Origin of the sequence: Streptomyces sp. NPDC006259, assembly GCF_042870975.1 — a bacterium.
In the GTDB taxonomy this organism is placed as follows: domain Bacteria; phylum Actinomycetota; class Actinomycetes; order Streptomycetales; family Streptomycetaceae; genus Streptomyces.
Window position 1 is genome coordinate 141,447 of record NZ_JBIAHY010000011.1, and the last position, 14,674, is coordinate 156,120.

15 protein-coding genes are annotated in these 14,674 nt (G+C 67.4%); 10 read left to right on the forward strand and 5 right to left on the reverse strand.

The genetic code is table 11. From position 1 onward, the window contains the following. Positions 1–287: 287 nt before the first annotated feature. The 4 genes from ACFYO5_RS34920 to ACFYO5_RS34935 form a co-directional block, all read right to left on the reverse strand. Positions 288–1,004 (reverse strand): HAD family hydrolase, encoded by a 717-nt coding sequence (locus ACFYO5_RS34920; protein ID WP_388716847.1) that lies wholly within the window; start codon positions 1,002–1,004, stop codon positions 288–290. Then, on the reverse strand, positions 1,001–2,494 hold the full coding sequence (locus tag ACFYO5_RS34925) for a helix-turn-helix domain-containing protein (protein WP_388716850.1): 1,494 nt from the start codon (positions 2,492–2,494) through the stop codon (positions 1,001–1,003). The genes ACFYO5_RS34920 and ACFYO5_RS34925 overlap by 4 nt, the downstream gene beginning before the upstream one ends. A gap of 432 nt (positions 2,495–2,926) precedes the next feature. Then, positions 2,927–3,445, reverse strand: a complete 519-nt coding sequence (locus ACFYO5_RS34930; RefSeq protein ID WP_388716853.1) for a TrmO family methyltransferase — start codon at positions 3,443–3,445, stop codon at positions 2,927–2,929. 48 nt (positions 3,446–3,493) lie between these two features. Continuing rightward, the gene (locus ACFYO5_RS34935; protein WP_388716855.1) at positions 3,494–4,786 is read right to left on the reverse strand and encodes a Tat pathway signal protein; all 1,293 of its coding nucleotides are present in this window, start codon (positions 4,784–4,786) and stop codon (positions 3,494–3,496) included. Between the two features lie 299 nt (positions 4,787–5,085). Here ACFYO5_RS34935 and ACFYO5_RS34940 point away from each other — a divergent pair, with 299 nt between their 5' ends. The 4 genes from ACFYO5_RS34940 to ACFYO5_RS34955 all read left to right on the forward strand — a co-directional run bounded on the left by ACFYO5_RS34940 (position 5,086) and on the right by ACFYO5_RS34955 (position 8,808). After that, a complete protein-coding gene (locus ACFYO5_RS34940; RefSeq protein WP_388716858.1) occupies positions 5,086–5,682 on the forward strand; it encodes an ATP-binding protein in 597 nt (198 codons plus the stop codon). After that, positions 5,679–6,152 (forward strand): DUF6415 family natural product biosynthesis protein, encoded by a 474-nt coding sequence (locus tag ACFYO5_RS34945; protein ID WP_388716861.1) that lies wholly within the window; start codon positions 5,679–5,681, stop codon positions 6,150–6,152. The genes ACFYO5_RS34940 and ACFYO5_RS34945 overlap by 4 nt, the downstream gene beginning before the upstream one ends. A 242-nt stretch (positions 6,153–6,394) precedes the next feature. Further along, on the forward strand, positions 6,395–6,829 hold the full coding sequence (locus ACFYO5_RS34950) for a hypothetical protein (protein WP_388716864.1): 435 nt from the start codon (positions 6,395–6,397) through the stop codon (positions 6,827–6,829). 149 nt (positions 6,830–6,978) lie between these two features. Further along, positions 6,979–8,808 (forward strand): glycoside hydrolase family 15 protein, encoded by a 1,830-nt coding sequence (locus ACFYO5_RS34955; protein WP_388716866.1) that lies wholly within the window; start codon positions 6,979–6,981, stop codon positions 8,806–8,808. On the opposite strand, the gene ACFYO5_RS34960 is transcribed toward ACFYO5_RS34955, so the two are convergent. After that, positions 8,769–8,954 carry a hypothetical protein gene (locus ACFYO5_RS34960; protein ID WP_388716868.1) on the reverse strand — a complete coding sequence of 62 codons (186 nt, stop codon included), beginning with the start codon at positions 8,952–8,954 and terminating at the stop codon, positions 8,769–8,771. The genes ACFYO5_RS34955 and ACFYO5_RS34960 overlap by 40 nt on opposite strands. A 488-nt stretch (positions 8,955–9,442) precedes the next feature. Between ACFYO5_RS34960 and ACFYO5_RS34965 the strand changes: the two genes are divergently transcribed. The 6 genes from ACFYO5_RS34965 to ACFYO5_RS34990 are packed head-to-tail and all read left to right on the forward strand — an operon-like array spanning position 9,443 to position 14,607. Continuing rightward, positions 9,443–10,777: a histidine kinase gene (locus tag ACFYO5_RS34965; protein ID WP_388716870.1), complete on the forward strand. Its 1,335-nt coding sequence runs from the start codon at positions 9,443–9,445 to the stop codon at positions 10,775–10,777. After that, entirely contained in the window at positions 10,770–11,201 is a 432-nt protein-coding gene (locus ACFYO5_RS34970) for a roadblock/LC7 domain-containing protein (protein WP_388716873.1), read from the forward strand. The genes ACFYO5_RS34965 and ACFYO5_RS34970 overlap by 8 nt, the downstream gene beginning before the upstream one ends. Before the next feature lie 26 nt (positions 11,202–11,227). Next, positions 11,228–11,554 (forward strand): DUF742 domain-containing protein, encoded by a 327-nt coding sequence (locus ACFYO5_RS34975; RefSeq protein WP_388716875.1) that lies wholly within the window; start codon positions 11,228–11,230, stop codon positions 11,552–11,554. Beyond that, positions 11,535–12,131 (forward strand): ATP/GTP-binding protein, encoded by a 597-nt coding sequence (locus tag ACFYO5_RS34980; RefSeq protein WP_388716877.1) that lies wholly within the window; start codon positions 11,535–11,537, stop codon positions 12,129–12,131. Before ACFYO5_RS34975 ends, ACFYO5_RS34980 begins: the two co-directional genes overlap by 20 nt. Then, the gene (locus ACFYO5_RS34985) at positions 12,128–13,381 is read left to right on the forward strand and encodes a cytochrome P450 (RefSeq protein ID WP_388716879.1); all 1,254 of its coding nucleotides are present in this window, start codon (positions 12,128–12,130) and stop codon (positions 13,379–13,381) included. The genes ACFYO5_RS34980 and ACFYO5_RS34985 overlap by 4 nt, the downstream gene beginning before the upstream one ends. Beyond that, a complete protein-coding gene (locus ACFYO5_RS34990; protein WP_388716881.1) occupies positions 13,378–14,607 on the forward strand; it encodes a cytochrome P450 in 1,230 nt (409 codons plus the stop codon). Before ACFYO5_RS34985 ends, ACFYO5_RS34990 begins: the two co-directional genes overlap by 4 nt. Positions 14,608–14,674: the final 67 nt, after the last annotated feature.

Here is a 14,674-nt window from a genome sequence, read left to right on the forward strand (position 1 = left end):
TTCCAGGACGTCCCCGCTGCAGGCCTGGAGCGAAGACTTCTGCTTCGTCGAGGACACGGTTGCCGGCCGCGGACGATGGCAACGCGCGTACGTGTACCCGGGAAGAAGTGCTCCTCAAACGGGCCATGTAGCCCGCCCCTCGATCACGGATGCGATCGCACGGCAACGCCGGAAGCGGCCGCGGCTCGGCCCGGCAACTGTAGGGAGCAGAAGCCGGTCCGGTAGCCCAATGCCGCGGTGAGTGCCAAAGCTGCCGGACCGCGCGCGTACTCACCCAGCGCTTACTCTTACGGCGCGGCGCGCCCTGCGACCGTGTGGATCAGTTCCACGACTCGCCCCGGGTCGGTGAGATCCGCTATGACGTAGTCGGCTCCTGCGGCCGCCAAACGCTCAGCCGAGGTCGTTCCCGAGGCAACACCGACGACTGCCGCTCCCCCCTGCTGTCCTGTGCGGACGTCTTGGAGGGAGTCTCCGATAATGACGGTGTTCTGGCGGTTGAAGGGGTGGTCGTACACCGCCGTGGCTCTGCTTTGGGCGATCCGTACCAGGGCAGGCCGATGGGAGTCGTCGGAGGCGTATCCTCCGACGGTCATGTCGACGTAGTCCGTGAGGGAAAAAGCGGACAGCTTGATTTCTGCGCTCGCTCTGAGGTTGCCGGTGACGATCGTCGGGACGAATAGCTGGGACTGGTGAACCGCCACCATGGCCTCGACAGCTCCGGGCATCAGGTGCCCGTCGCGACGCAATTCCTCCCGATGCCGATTTAGCTGTCCGGGCAGGCGGTCAACCATCAGGCGCGCGAGTTCATCGGTGTCCGCTTCGGGGACTCCGTTGGCGGAGAGGAGCTCTCGCACTGCAAGCGGCATGGTGACGCCAGTCCCCCGGGCGGGGAGTTGCTGCGCGTCACGGCCAACTATTTCGCGGAAGACTTCGCGGTACACCAAGCGGTCGGTGTTACCGACGTATAGCAGCGTCCGGTCGATGTCCCAGAGAACCAAGATCATGCGAGAGCTCGCTCCTTGAGGAGAGCTTCGCCCCGGTCGAGGAGCGGACGGACAGGCGCCGCATTCTTGAACTGGCGAGCCTCACGCAGCATCAAGCGCAGATGTTCGTCAAGACGAGCGGACTGGATTCCGTCCACCATGGTGAGCACTTCCTGTCCGGTAGCGCAGCCGGCATCGGCGTCACCCGCTCGCATTTGCGCTGTTGCTGCCCGGGAGAGGAACTGGGCCCTCGTGCGGGTTTCCTCTCGGCTCAGTACGCCGCGGGCTGCAGCGAAGGCCGTGGCGGCTTCCGTCGGACGGCCCAGTTCGAGGAAGCAGCTGCCTCGCTGGCCGAGGATTTCGCCAGGGTTGATCCAGTACAGCCAGTGCGGGTCGTCCTCGCCGGGTCCGTTAGCGCACAGCGCTTCTGCTTCCGCCAGGGCCGCCAGCGCGTGCCGTTCCTCGCGGAGCCGAGCGTGGCCTCGAGCCTGCCGCGTAAGGAGCATGGCGTGCAGGGCGGGCGCATCCTGGTCGCTTATGCCCTGACGTGCTGTCCGGGCTGCGGTGACCGCCTCGCGAGGGTCACCGACCGAGTAGCCGTGAATGGCCAGGAATGAAAGTGCGCCGGCTCGGAGCCTGGAGTCCGCCGAGGCATGAGCTGCACGCAGCGCGCCCAGGAACAGCCGTTGAGCCTCTTCGTGCTTGCCGCCATCGAATGTGTACCACCCGGTCTGGATGGCCGTGTCAGCTGTTACTGCCGCGAGTTGCCGGCCCGTCCGCTCGTCGTAGGTTCCGGTTTTCATCAACCCCAGGAGGACTTTCAGGTGCTGCTTGGCCGTGCTGGCCAGGGTTCCACTGCCGCTGCTCGCGTCCAGCTGCCTCAGTTCATCTGTGGTGGTCTGAAGTGAGGTGAGGAGCGGCTTGGTCACTCGTGTTCCGTCTCGAGCGTCCGCGGCCAGTGCCTCAGTAGGGGCGATGGCCGACTGCAGGACGTATTGAGTGAGACCGGCTCCGCTCAAGGCGGTCAGCACGCTTCGACGCTTCATGGGACCTCCGACAGCAACTTCAAGTGACGTCACCATACGGTCCGCTGTCCACGGCATCGCGGGATCGAGCGTGTCCGAAACCGCTGTCTGATGCCGGTCTGCAAGGGGCGCCAGGAGAAGCGGTCGCAAGTCCGAGGGAAGGCCCAGACCGTTGAGGAGATCGATGATGGAATCGCGGCCTCCCAGCTGCTTGCGACCGTTCTCCAGGTCGGAGATGTACGACTGGGTGAGCCCAGTTAGGGCGCGTACATCCATCTGGGACAGTCCCGACCGACGCCGCAACAAGCGAAGTAATTCCCCGAAGTCCCAAGCAGCAAGGGCTCGTTGCACCTGCTCGTCGCGCCAGGCGCGGTCAGGGACCGTGGGCGCGGTGCCGGTACGTGAGCAGGGTGCGCACATGGGCTCCGGGTTGTACTGACTCAGCGTGTTCCCGCACTTGCCGCACACGCGGATCGGCATCTTCATGGCAGCACCTGTCGTACCGAGTTAGACCGAACTCACTGCTAGTTACAGGCTATGCGCAGATCGATATCGCTGTAGCGATATCGCCACAGCGATGCATGTCGATCTACACCGACCCCAGACTCTTGCCACGACCGCAGCCGATCAGGCAGCGGCTTGAGGGCGATGTCCGCCGCCGCCACCTCGGAGGGGACCCTGGTGTTTGGGACCGTGCCAGTCCACCCACTCCTGGCCGTGCGAGAAGCACGGACGGCGCGAAGGGCGACGGGGACCATTGACGCAGCAAGCCTCCTTGGCGCCTCGCGACCATTTCGGGAGCGTGAGCACCGAGTCGAACGCGCTCGCCTCGGCGGCAAGCCGCAAGGCAGGCGGTGGCTGCTGCCGGTCGACATGTGTCCGGCAGCCGGCAGCCCTACGGCAAGTGCTGGCGTCCGGTTACTGCGGCCGGTCGCTCGCCGGTGCCCAGTAGTTCTCGAGCATCTCGGTCGGCCACGCAGGCTGTGTGACGACGCCTCGCGGAAGCATCTCCCTGAACACGGCCACAAGGTCAATGACAGGTGTTCCGTCATCTGCGTCCAGGTCCGTCACATGCAGATCGAGACCGTCGACGCGCAGCAGTTTAGGGAAGGACGTCCCCAGGCGCGGCGGGCGACGATGGTTGTGGTGCACGAAGGTGCCCGTCGCTGGCCAGGCCGGGTTATCGCGAGGGCTACGAGCGTGCAGCGCGACATCGTCGGGCGAGCCCTCGCTGAAGAACCAGATGACCTGCAGGTGCGAGAACTCCTCGATCCCTTTCAGAGTCTCGACGGGGTACTCCGGCCGGAGCCGGATGATCGACTCCACACCCCCCTTGTAGTCGTCCAGGCGCCCGGCGTGACCGCCGACGACTGTGCCGATCACTGGGACTTCGATGGAGTGTGCGGGCACAGGTTCCCCTTCGTTCTCGTCGTTCATGGTGCTCCGCGAGGAGTCGCGCCGTGCACCGCAGTTGCGATGGCGCGGTCAGCCTACGCCGCGGAGAACTGCCTGGGCGCGCTGGTCGAGTTCGGTGGCTGTGCGGCCGCCGCGGGCCCGCACAGGGGAGAGAGCGCGGCGCATCTGCACTACGGTGTCGCGGACCCGGCCAGACTGGATGCCGTCCATGGTGTCGAGGGCTTGGGACCAGGTCGCGCATGCTGCCTCGACTTGGCCTTGACGCACTTGGACGGCTCCCAGGTACCCGAGCGTGACGGCATGTGTCCGCGCAAAGGGGAGCGCACGGGTGCGAACGCTGCGCTGGAATTCGGTCTGGGCGCTCTTCAGGTCGCCCAAGTCTCGCAGCGTGCAGGCGGTCTCGTGGGCGAGGCTTGCCTCCGAGAAGAAGAAGACACGGGCCGGCGCCTCCGCTGTGCCGGCGTTGCTCAGGTCGTGCTCGGCTCGGCGCAGTGCTGCTCGGGCTTCGGGCCTCATCTTCGCCGCAGCGAGGGCCCGGGCGTGAACGACTCCGAGGAGCGCCTTCTCTCGGGGGCTGGCCAAGGAGTATCGGCGCTGTGCGAGGGACCCTTCGGCCAGCTCGAGTGCGCGCTGGGGGTGGCCGAGGTCGACGGCCTGGTGCGCGGCGGCGCGAAGGATGTGCCCGGCGAGGGGGGCGTCATCTGCCTCGGCGGCCATGCGGAAGGCGAGGCTGAAGTAGTGCTGGGCCACGCCATGGTCGCCGGAATCGAAACTCGTCCAGCCGGCGAGGTAGACCAGTTCGGCGGCTGCGGCAAAGAGGGCGCGGCGTACCTCTTCGGAGGGGAAGCGGCGGGCGAGGTAATCGGCGACGTCGTCCCTGATGTAGGTGATCAGTGCGGCTCGGCCGGCTCGGCCGCCGAGTCGCTGGTCCTGCCGGGAAAAGAACTGCATTGCTTCGTGAACGGCTTCGACATGGGCGGTCGTGACGGTCGCCCGGGAGACCGAACCGCGGCTTTGGGCGCGTTGAAGGGTCTCGTCCCACCATCGTTCTGGGGGCAGTGCGGTTCCGACGGCAGAGTAGGCCGACGTAGTCAGCACCTGTCGACGATTCATGCTCATGTTGTCCCCGAGGTCTACCAGCGCGGCCACCGTGTCGACGTCCCAACCGGGGGCCGTCGGCATCACTGCTTCCGTCGGGGCGAGCCCGATCTGCGCCAGTGTGACGACGCGCCCGAGTCCTCGCGAGAGCGTCTCGCTCAAGATACTGGGCGCCTGACCTTCCGGCATCGAGCCCAGGACCCACTGGGAGATGTGCGAGCGCGTCACTCGCAGCAGATCAGGGGCGTCGCACTCGGCGGCCACGCGTCGGAAGTGTGCGGCTACTTGCTCTTGGGACCAGCCCACTTCGCGGATGACGGCTGCCAGCAAGGTGTTACGTGTCCGCGCCATGTCGCGGCCCCCGTTTCGGAAATGATCTTTAGCAGCGTTAGCAGTGCCTGTGGCATCGGCGGGATACCCGCGAGCCTCAATTCACGGTTCGCTCTTCAAGACGATATTCCCCAACCGCCTTACGCGGCCGAGGAATCGACCATTCCACCCTCGCACGCAGGCGCCCTCTGCGTGACCGTGTCGCCGTCGATTGCGGCGAGGAGGAACAGCCGATGAACCAGCTCCACCCGCGGACGAGACGCTCGCGGCATGCTGCGCGGCCCCTTGCGGCAGCCGGTGACCTTGGCTGCGAGGCGTACTTCGAATCCCGGAAAGGATGTGCGGTGTTGACGGCTTACGACGCCGACGGAAGGTCGTCCTCCGGCCCCGCCCTTGCGAGCGCGTCCTCTCCGCATTTGCAGACCACGTTGGCGGCGGACCCGGCCGCTATCGGGGCGGCACGTCGAGGTCTCCGCGAGAGGCTTCTGGAGTGGGGGCTTGAGCCCATCGCCGACGATGTAGCGCTGGCTGCCCAGGAGCTCCTCACCAACGCGGTGAAGCATGGCTGCCGGGGCGTCCCGTCCGGGACATGCGAACTCACCTTGACGGCTTGGTGCAGCGCGACCAGGTTGCGGGTGGCTGTGACGGACCCCTCGACCGAGGTCCCGCGCCGCCGGTTCGCCAGCTCGGACTGCGAAGACGGACGCGGACTTCGCCTCGTTGACGAGGTCGCGGACCGCTGGGGTGCCACCACCGAACCCGATGGCTCTGGCAAAACGGTCTGGCTCGAGCTCGCTGCCCCGCGTGGGCGAAGGGCGCCGCTGTCATGAACGTCCGACGGCTGACCAGGATCGTGTCGCAGAACGCGTCGGAAATCTCACCTCCCCGTCCCGCGACGCGTGCGGCTGAGGAGACCGTCGCGCTGGTCCTCGACTCCGCTCAGGACGTCACTTACCTGGCGATGCGACTACGCGGACACCTCATGCAGCTCGGGCCGCTCATCGCGGCCCAGACCACAAGCAACGAGTCGCTCCACAAGGCTCTTGCCGAAGCGCAACGGCTGGCGGATGAAGAAGCCCCCGCGGATTTCATGCCCGCGCGGGTGCATGTGCGTCGCTTCGCGCAGGCCGTACAGGAGGTCCTGGACCAGCTCAGTTCTGCGGAGGCGGCCAGCACGGTCGGCCCGCACGCCACGCCCAACTCCAGCACGTCTCAGCGGTGTCGCGCTGCCGGGGAATCCTCGGAGTGCCCCCACACGCCGAACTGCCCCCCTCGTACGGCGGTTGGGGCTCGCGGATGAGCGCGGCAGTGCTGACCTTTCGCGGCCTCCAGGTCCCGTACGTTGCGCCGTGGACAGGCGAAAAGCCGTTCACCTCCCCCCTCGTGCTTCAGCGAGGGCCTAGCGGCCTACGGATCGGCTACAAGGACGAGAACCCAGCGGCCGACAGGCATGACGGCGTCCTGTATGTCCGACAGCCGATCGCCCCAGGCCTCGGGCGGCCCGATTTCCCGAACATGCACTCGCGGCGCCAGCGCAGGGCCGTGAAGCACATGCTGTGCCAGGTCCGCGGCGGTAGTACGTTCGGCCGCCCCGATGAGCGTCACCTCTTCCTGATGCGTGCCCCCGGCGGCCGGCAGATCGCCGAAGGCGAGAAGACCACCGCAGCACCGGTCTGCGTGCCGTGCGCCGTCGAGTCTGTCAACGCCTGTCCGCACCTGCGGGGCTCGTACGCAGCAGCCCTGGTCGGCTACTACCCGTCCTGGGGCGTGGCCGGCGTGGTCTACGACCCGTCAACGCTCCAGCCGCTTCCCAGCGAGACCGATGAACCCCTTGAATATGTTGCCCACGATGACCCACGGCTGCCATGGACGGTGGCCGCGCGCTACGTCATCAGCCTGCATGACGTTACCCCGGTCGATCTCGCCGACCTGGCCAGCCTTGAAACCGCCCCCGCTGTCTGCGAGGGGCGGCGATGACTCGACGCGGTGATCTCGATATCCACAGGGTGGCTGCCTGTCTCCGCGCACCTGACCAGGCGTCGTCTTACCAGCAGGAGACGCCAGCCGTGAGCTCTTCCACCCGCCTGCCCGGGACCTCCGGGCGCCTCCTCCCAGAGATGGATCCCATGACCAGCCGCCGCATCGAGGACTACGCGCTCATTGGAGACATGCAGACCGCCACGCTGGTCCGCAGGGACGGCACGGCCGACTGGCTGTGCCTGCCCCGCTTCGATTCGAGCGCCGTCTTCGCCGGGCTGCTCGGAACCAAGGAGCACGGCTACTGGCGCGTCGGCCCCGCCTGCGACACAGACGAGCCCTGGCCGGCCGCCACTCGCCGCCGCTACCGCGGCGACTCCCTCGTGCTGGAGATGGAGTGGGACACACCCACCGGCACCGCCCGGGTTGTCGACTTCATGCCCGCTCGGGACGGTCATGCGCCGCAGCTGATCCGGATCGTCGAAGGCGTCAGTGGCCACGTGGCCATGCGGTCCGCCCTGCGGATGAGCTTCGGCTACGGCCGCGTGGCCCCCTGGCTCCAGCGCATCGACGGACGCCCGGTCGCGGTGGCCGGGCCCGACGCGATGTGGCTCGACACGCACGCCGAGACGTACAGCGACGGGAAGACGACCTTCGCCGACTTCACGGTGAGCCCAGGCGAGCGCGTTGCCTTCACTCTCACGTGGCAGTCCGCCCACACGCCGAGCGCGCCCCCGAAGCCTGACCCAGGGGAGGAGCTGGAGAACGCTGAGAAGTTCTGGGCTGATTGGGTCGGACAGTGCAGCTACGAAGGACCGTGGCGCGAGAGCGTGATCCGTTCGCTGATCACGTTGAAGGCACTCACCTACGCCCCGACAGGCGGGATTGTCGCCGCGCCCACCACATCGCTGCCCGAGGAGGTCGGCGGCGTACGGAACTGGGACTACCGGTTCTGCTGGCTCCGCGACTCCGCTATCACCCTGAACGCGCTGCTGCGCACCGGCTACCGCGGCGAAGCGCGCGCCTGGCGCAACTGGCTGCTCAAGGCGGTAGCGGGCGATCCGGACGAACTGCAGATCATGTACAGCATCCTTGGAGAGCGTGACCTCACCGAACGTGAGCTCCCGTGGCTGCCTGGTTTCGAGGGTTCTGCCCCGGTCCGGGTCGGCAACGGGGCCGCCGACCAGCTCCAACTGGACGTGTACGGCGAGGTCTGCGAGGCGCTGTTCGTCGCCCACGAGAGCGGCCTTGCACCATGCGGCGACACCGCAGCCCTTCAGCTGCGGCTGGTCACGTACCTCAAGGACCACTGGAACCAGCCTGACGAGGGCATCTGGGAGGTACGCGGCCCGCGCCGGCACTTCGTCCACTCCAAGATCATGGCGTGGGTGGCCGTCGACCGCACCATCAAGCTGATCCAGGCCGGCGTAATGCCGTCGGTGGAGCTGGACGAGCTGCTGGAGTTGCGCGACACCATCCATCACGACGTGTGCACCAAGGGCTACGACCGGAATCGAAACACGTTCACCCAGTCCTATGGTTCGGACGAACTGGACGCCTCTCTCCTGCTGATCCCGCGGGTCGGATTCCTCCCTCCCGACGACCCACGGGTCGTCGGCACCGTCGACGCCGTCCGGCGTGAGCTGTCGACACCCCAGGGATTCGTCCAGCGCTACCCGACCGAGGGCGCGCAGGCGGGCCTGGATGGCCTGCCTGGCGACGAGGGAACGTTCCTGATCTGCTCGTTCTGGATGGTGGACGCCCTGGCCCTGACCGGCCGCCTGGACGAAGCGAAGAAGCTGTTCGAGCGGCTGTTGACCCTGTGCAATGACCTTGGCCTCCTGGCGGAGGAGTACGACCCGGTGGCTGATCAGCAACTCGGGAACTTCCCGCAGGCGTTCAGTCACATCGGCCTGGTCGACAGTGCCATCCTGCTGCATCAGCTGGAGCGGGCGAAGGCTCCGGTGATGGCTGCATGACCCCCACCCTGGCCCAGTTGTTTCCCGCCGTCCACGGTTCGACCCAGCCCGTGGAAGTGCAGGTAGGTGACGACTTCGAGGCCGCTGTTCTCCCTGCGGCCCAGGCCGTCCGGCTCGTCCAACTCCTTGACCGCTACAGGCCGCATCCGGTGGGCGCAGCAGTCGCCCAAAGCGGCGACTGGCTGCTGATCCTGCCTCCCGGCTCAGGGTGTGACTTGAACTGGCCGCAGCCGGTCCAGCACCTGGACAGGGGCGTCCTGCGCCTGCCGCCGGTCTCCGCAGGCACTGACCAGCCCTTGCACTGGGCCAGGTTCGGCAATGAGCGCTTACGTGCCTTCACCGCGCCACTGCCGCTGTACGCCGCGCTTCAGGCACTCGGGTCACCCGATGACGCGGGGCACCCCGCCCACGTCCCCTCTCCTCGCCTGCCCTTGCCATCCGTTTCCCCCATCCTCCACGGGATTTCGATCGCTTCCTCGTTGCGTGATCGGGTTCCCCGCCTCATAGACCGGCCGCCGGGGCGTGGTGAGCCTCCCCGGCCCGTGAGCCGCCCCCCGACGGTCGCGGCGCGGGGTGCACACCCCGGCGGCCTTCCTTCCAGCCCATCGACTCCCGTTTCGTTCGAGGACGCTTCATGATCGAGCCCCTGGTGACCACAGCAACGCTGCTGGGCGGCGGATTCGCCGTTACGGCCGTGGGTCTTGTCCGTCAGACCCGCGCCAAGCGGGCTCTGGCCGCGAGGCTTGGCCCGCTGGAGCGCGAACACTTCGCCGCTCAGCAGGTCACCGGCGCCCTGCACGAGGAGTCGAAGCACTTGGCGGAGACGCGGATGCCCGCGCTGGTCAACGCGGCAGCCCGCGGCCAACGCGGCGTCACGGTGCCTGGCCTCTGCGTGGGTTACCTGGCTGGCACGCCCATCGACGGTTACCACCAGGCCGTACTGGGCCTGTGCGACGAAGCCATTTCCATCACCCGGGACCGGATCGGACTCGCGGCCCGCTCCTCGGTGCGGGACATCATCGACGAGGCGCAGACCTACCTGATCCGCTGCCAGATGAAGGCTGTCGAGGAGATGGACAGGTACCCCGAGGGCACGGCCTACCACCAGAGCCTGATGGACCTCGACCACCTGGTCACCAGGGCCCTGCACACGCTTCAGCGCACGCGCATCCTCACCGGCTCGTGGCCTGGACTGCAGCGCGCCGACTGCACCTTCCGCGAGATCGTCGAGTCCGCCCGGGGGCGCATCGACGCCCTCCTGCGCGTGAACTACACGTACGAGCCCGGCACCGGTGAAGTGTGGGTGGAGGGTCGCGTCGTCGAGCCGATCACCGTCGCCCTCACCGAGTTGCTGTCCAACGCGACCACGTACTCCGACGGCAAGGTCTCGGTGGAAGTGCAGCAGATCCAGACCGGATACTGCATCGTCGTCGACGACGCCGGCCTGAACATGAACGTCTACCAGCGCCAGGAAGCCGCCCAGCTGCTGACTCAGCGCACGGTCCTGGACGTCACCTCCCTGCCGGACACTCAGCACCTCGGCTTCCCCGTGATCGGCCGCCTCGCCAGCGAGTATGGCTTCAACGCCGACGTCAGCAGCACATCCCCCTTCGGGGGAGTACGGGCCGTCCTTCGCGTTCCCCGAGACCTCCTTGGCCACGGCCCAACGGACGAAGAACGCGAAGCCGAACGCCAGGCTGCGGCAGCCTCGGTGGTCAGCCAGCCGCTGATACCTGAGCAACAGCTGTCACCGGACGGCTTCGGCAGCCCGTCAGGCGGCTCCGATAGCCCGGGTCTGCCACAGCGGCGCCGTCGTTCGCCCAGACATGCCTCCACCGCACTTCCCCGCGCGAGCGAACCTGCGCCGCCGGAAGACCCCGACGCCTTCTTGGAGGGCTTCGCCAATCTGACGGCGGCCATCCGCGAAGGCGAGAACGATCAAACCGAAGGAGAGCAGTCCCGTGACTGAGAACCAGCCCACCGCCGACACCGTCGACATGACCTGGGTCCTCAACCGCCTCAAGGAGGAGCAAGGCGTGTTGCACGCGGTTCTCCTGAGTTCCGAGGGCCTGGTCCTCGCAGCCTCGGACGGACTGGACAGGGCCGTGGCCGAACGCACCGCGGCGAACGCTTCGGGGGCATTCTCCATCGGCCGCGGAATCAGCGAGTTCGCCGAGACTGAGGGCGCGACGCCCAACAAGATCATCATCGACCTCCCCGAGAGCTGCATCCTGGTCTTCGGCGCCGGCCACCACACCGCCGTGGCCGTTTCGGTCGCCGCAGAGATGACGAGCAAGGAAGCGGTCGTCGCCTCCGCCGCGACGATCAAGGCCATCAAGGGCCTGCGTCCGTCGCTGTCCGCTCGGGAGCGGACAGCGTATGGAACATCGTGACGCCCCGAGGCCGGCGGCGGGCTGGGATGGTTCGGCCCTACACCCCGACCGGAGGGCAGGCCACCCCCAGCCGCCGCACCCTGGACCTGGCGACGCTCCTGATCGCCAACCGGGACAAGCCGTTGCACGGGCTCAGTGCCCACGCCCACCGGGTGATGCAGCACTGCCTGCCCGGTGCGCTGTCGCTCGCCGAAGTCAGCGCTGACCTACAACTGCCGGGCGCCGTGACGAAGGTGGTGGTCGCCTCTCTCGTCGACAGCGGCCACCTCATAAGCCGTTCTCCTGTGCCCGCCGCTCAGCAGCACGACAGACAGCTGCTGGAGAGGATCTTGGATGGACTGCACAAGCTTTAATGGCCGCTACCTCGCACCCGGTGTCCAGACCTCGGTGAAGGTCATCACGCTCGGCCCGTTCGGCATCGGCAAGACCACGTTCGTCGGCGCCGTGTCCGAGATCAAACCAGCGTCCACCGAGGAGCGAATGACGCAGGCCGGCGAAGTCGTCGACGACCTGCGCGACCTCAAGCACAAGGACACCACCACGGTCGCGTTGGATTTCGGCCGCATCACCCTGACCGAGGACATCGTGCTCTACCTGTTCGGTGCACCGGGACAACCCCGGTTCGCGGGCATGATCGAGGACCTGATGGAAGGCGCCCTCGGGGGCGTGGTGCTGGTCGACACCGCGCGCGTCACGGACTCCTGGGACGCCATGGAGCGCATGGAGGAAGCGGGCCTCCCCTACGTCATCGCGGTCAACCGCTTCGCCAACTCCCCGCGCTACGGCGAGGCAGAGCTGCGCAAGGCGCTGGACCTGCACCCAGCGACTCCCCTCGTCGCGTGCGACGTGCGTCAAAGGGAGTCCGCGAAAGCTCCGCTCATCGCGCTCGTTTCCCACCTCCTGTCCGGCCCCCTGGAGCCCGCCTCATGACCACACCGCCTCCGCTGTCCGCGCACGGCTGCCCCGTGCTCCACGGCGGCGCCTTCACCGCCCAATCTCAGGCGGTCTACGACCAGTTGCGTGTCCAGGGACCGGCCGGCTGGGCGGAGATTGCTTCCAACGTGCACGCCCTCGTCGTCACCCAGCACCGCGCTGCCGTGACCCTCCTCAACGACACGGCTACCTACTCCAAGGACTCGCGGCGCTGGCAAGCCCTGGCCAACGGTTACGTGCCCGAGGACAGCCCGGTGCTGGGCATGATGGCGTTCCGGAATTCAGTGCTCTACACCGACGACCAGGACCACGCCCGTCTGCGCTGGGCGATGGACGACTGCATCGCCCGCATCAGTCCGCACCAACTCCGCGAGATCACCCAACGCAGTGCCCTGACCCTGATAGCCCGCGTGATCGCCCGAGGCCGCGCGGACCTGATGACCGACTTCGCCGACACCTTGCCGCTGCTGGTTTTTGCAGAACTACTGGGCTGTCCGACGGAGATGTCCGCCCGGATGGTGCGCGCCTGCCAGGACCTCATCAGCGCCGGCCCCGCAGCAGCCCAAGGCGCGATCGACTTTGCAATGCTCCTGCACGAGCTCATCCAACTCCGCCATCAGCAGCCCGGCGAGGACCTCACGTCCTGGATGATCACCCATCCGGCTGGCCTGACGGACGAGGAGTCCCTGAACCAGCTGTTCTGCGCCGTCGGCGCCGGGATCATCCCCGTTGCAGCATGGATGGCCTGGGCCCTGCACCTGCTCCTCCGCGACGACGCCTACGCCGGGAACCTTGCTGCGGGGACTCTCACCGTGCGCCGCGCCCTGGAGAAGGCGCTGTGGCAACGCTCTCCGATGGCGAACTTCTCCGTGCACTACGCCCGCTACGACACCCAGCTCTACGGGGTGCACATCCCGGCAGGCGTGCCCGTGCTGATCTCTCATGCCGCTGTGAACACCGACCCTGCGCTGCCGGCGGATCTGGGGTTCGACAACCGCAGCCACCTCGCCTGGTCGGCCGGGCCACACCGCTGTCCCGCGATCACGCAGGCCACCACGATCGCGCAGACCGGCATCGAGACCGTGCTCGATCAACTGTGGGACATGGAACTGGCGGTGCCGGACGAGGAGATCGTCCTGCGCCACGGCCCTTTCCACCAGTGCCCCCAGGCGATGCCTGTGACGTTCCGTCCCAAGTCCGCAGCGCGCATCCCCGCCGCTGCCGTACTCACCGGAGGTACCGCGTGACCAGCACCCCTACCCAAACCGTGACGCTCGACAGCAGCGGCGGCCAGCGACTGTACGAGCAGGCCGACGAACTCCGCGCCGCCGGGCCCGCCGTCAAAGTGAGCATGCCCGAAGGCGTCATCGCCTGGTCGGTCACCCGCGGTGACGTCGCCAAGCGCCTCCTCACCCACCCTGACGTATCCAAGGACGCCCGAAAGTCGTGGCCCGCGTACAAGCCCGGCGCCATACCGTGGCTCTACTCGTGGGTCGACGTGATCAGCATGTTCACCTCCGACGGTGACGACCACAAGCGGCTGAAGCAGCTGGTCGGCAGGGCCTTCACCTCACGCCGGATCGAAGCCATGCGACCCGTCGTCCAGGCCATCGTCACCGACCTCCTGGACGGCCTGGACGGCCGAGACGGCACCGAACGCATAGACCTGCGCGCCGAGTTCGCATACCGGGTGCCCACCCAGCTCATCTGCGACCTGTTCGGTGTCCCGTCCGACCAGCGGCCCGAGATGCTCCGCGTCATCGACGCCGTCCTCACCACCGACGTCACCGCGGAACAGTCCGAGGCCATCAGCCGCGACTTGTACGGCGCGATGCAGACACTCATCGAGGGCAAGCGCCGGGCTCCGGGCGAAGACATGACCAGCCTGCTGCTGGCCGCTCACGAGGAAGACGGAGATCGGCTCAGCGAGACGGAGCTGGTCTCGACGCTGATCCTGATGATCGGGGCCGGCAGCGAAACCGCCGTCGCCCTCATGGGAGCCGCCGTCCGCGAACTCCTCACCCATCCTGACCAGCTTGCCGCAGTGCTCGCCGCCCCTGCCCGCTGGAGCGACGTGATCGAGGAGACGCTGCGGCTCCACCCGCCGATCATGCACATGCCGCTGCGGTACGCCACCAAGGACATCGACCTCGGGGAGGGCGTCACCATCCGGGCCGGTGAAGCCATCCTCATCGGCTTCGGCGCCCACGGCCGCGACCCGGGCATCCACAGCGACCCTGCCGCCTTCGACATCGACCGCGCCGACAAGCGGCACCTCGCCTTCGGCCACGGCATTCACTACTGCCTCGGTGCCCCGTTGGCCAAACTCGAAGCCGAGATCGCTCTGCCCGCGTTGTTCGCGCGCTTCCCCCAGCTCGCTCTCGCCGGCGCCGCCGAAGACCTGGAACCGCAGCGTTCCTTCATCGGCACCGACGTCACCGAACTGCCCGTCACATTGGGCGCCGCCGCGTAGCTGAGCGAGTGCAACACGGATGCCACTGGTGGAAAACCCCAATGTTGACGTTCCACCAGTGGCTTGA

Bases quoted from the DNA above. Each gene is read 5' to 3' on its own strand.
- ACFYO5_RS34920 (WP_388716847.1), bottom strand. From the start codon at position 1,004: ATGATCTTGGTTCTCTGGGACATCGACCGGACGCTGCTATACGTCGGT.
- ACFYO5_RS34925 (WP_388716850.1), bottom strand. From the start codon at position 2,494: ATGAAGATGCCGATCCGCGTGTGCGGCAAGTGCGGGAACACGCTGAGT.
- ACFYO5_RS34930 (WP_388716853.1), bottom strand. From the start codon at position 3,445: ATGAACGACGAGAACGAAGGGGAACCTGTGCCCGCACACTCCATCGAA.
- ACFYO5_RS34940 (WP_388716858.1), top strand. From the start codon at position 5,086: ATGAACCAGCTCCACCCGCGGACGAGACGCTCGCGGCATGCTGCGCGG.
- ACFYO5_RS34945 (WP_388716861.1), top strand. From the start codon at position 5,679: ATGAACGTCCGACGGCTGACCAGGATCGTGTCGCAGAACGCGTCGGAA.
- ACFYO5_RS34955 (WP_388716866.1), top strand. From the start codon at position 6,979: ATGACCAGCCGCCGCATCGAGGACTACGCGCTCATTGGAGACATGCAG.
- ACFYO5_RS34960 (WP_388716868.1), bottom strand. From the start codon at position 8,954: ATGCGGCCTGTAGCGGTCAAGGAGTTGGACGAGCCGGACGGCCTGGGC.
- ACFYO5_RS34965 (WP_388716870.1), top strand. From the start codon at position 9,443: ATGATCGAGCCCCTGGTGACCACAGCAACGCTGCTGGGCGGCGGATTC.
- ACFYO5_RS34975 (WP_388716875.1), top strand. From the start codon at position 11,228: ATGGTTCGGCCCTACACCCCGACCGGAGGGCAGGCCACCCCCAGCCGC.
- ACFYO5_RS34980 (WP_388716877.1), top strand. From the start codon at position 11,535: ATGGACTGCACAAGCTTTAATGGCCGCTACCTCGCACCCGGTGTCCAG.
- ACFYO5_RS34985 (WP_388716879.1), top strand. From the start codon at position 12,128: ATGACCACACCGCCTCCGCTGTCCGCGCACGGCTGCCCCGTGCTCCAC.